Origin of the sequence: Mycobacterium scrofulaceum, from assembly GCF_001667885.1 — a bacterium.
Classification (GTDB): domain Bacteria; phylum Actinomycetota; class Actinomycetes; order Mycobacteriales; family Mycobacteriaceae; genus Mycobacterium; species Mycobacterium scrofulaceum_C.
This window is the reverse complement of the sequence record NZ_LZJW01000125.1, coordinates 1-598: the sequence shown is the minus strand read 5'-3', so window position 1 is coordinate 598 and position 598 is coordinate 1. Positions and strand designations below refer to the sequence as shown.

The window sequence follows — 598 nt, the reverse complement described above, 5'->3', positions numbered from 1 at the left end:
CTGACCACCGCCACCGGCGCGGCGTCGGCCAGCACCAACCCGATCCGCTCATCGGGCCAGCCCGGGTCGATCGGCAGATACGCCGCCCCGGTCTTGAGCACCGCCAGGATCGCGATGATCGCCTGCGCCGAGCGCGGCACGACCAACCCCACACACTCACCCCGGCCCGCCCCGCCCTCAATCAGCCAATGCGCCAACCGGTTCGAGGCCTCATCCACCTCCCGATACGTCCACGACCGCCCCCCACACCGCAGCGCCACCGCCCCCGGCACACGCCGCACCTGCGAGGCGAACAACGCCGGAATCGACACCCCCGTCACCGGCTGCTCCAACACCGGCCACCGGCCCATCTCGCCCAGACGGGTGAGCTCACCGGCCTGAAGCACGTCGATCGACGACAACCGCACACCCGGATCGGCGGTCATCGCCACCAACACCCGCTCCAACCGCTCCACCACCGCGGCGACCGTGCCGGCATCGAACACATCGGTGCGGAACTCCACCGCACCCGAAATCCCCGCCGGCTCAACGTCATCGGTGAAGCGCTCGGCCACATTGAACGTCAAATCCATCCGGGCGGTATGGGTGGCGATCGGCA

1 protein-coding gene is annotated in these 598 nt (G+C 69.7%); it reads right to left on the bottom strand.

The window, feature by feature from the left end; all coding sequences use genetic code 11:
* On the bottom strand, positions 1–598 hold a 598-nt coding region (locus A5681_RS18315; protein WP_156738045.1), incomplete at both ends, for an AMP-binding protein.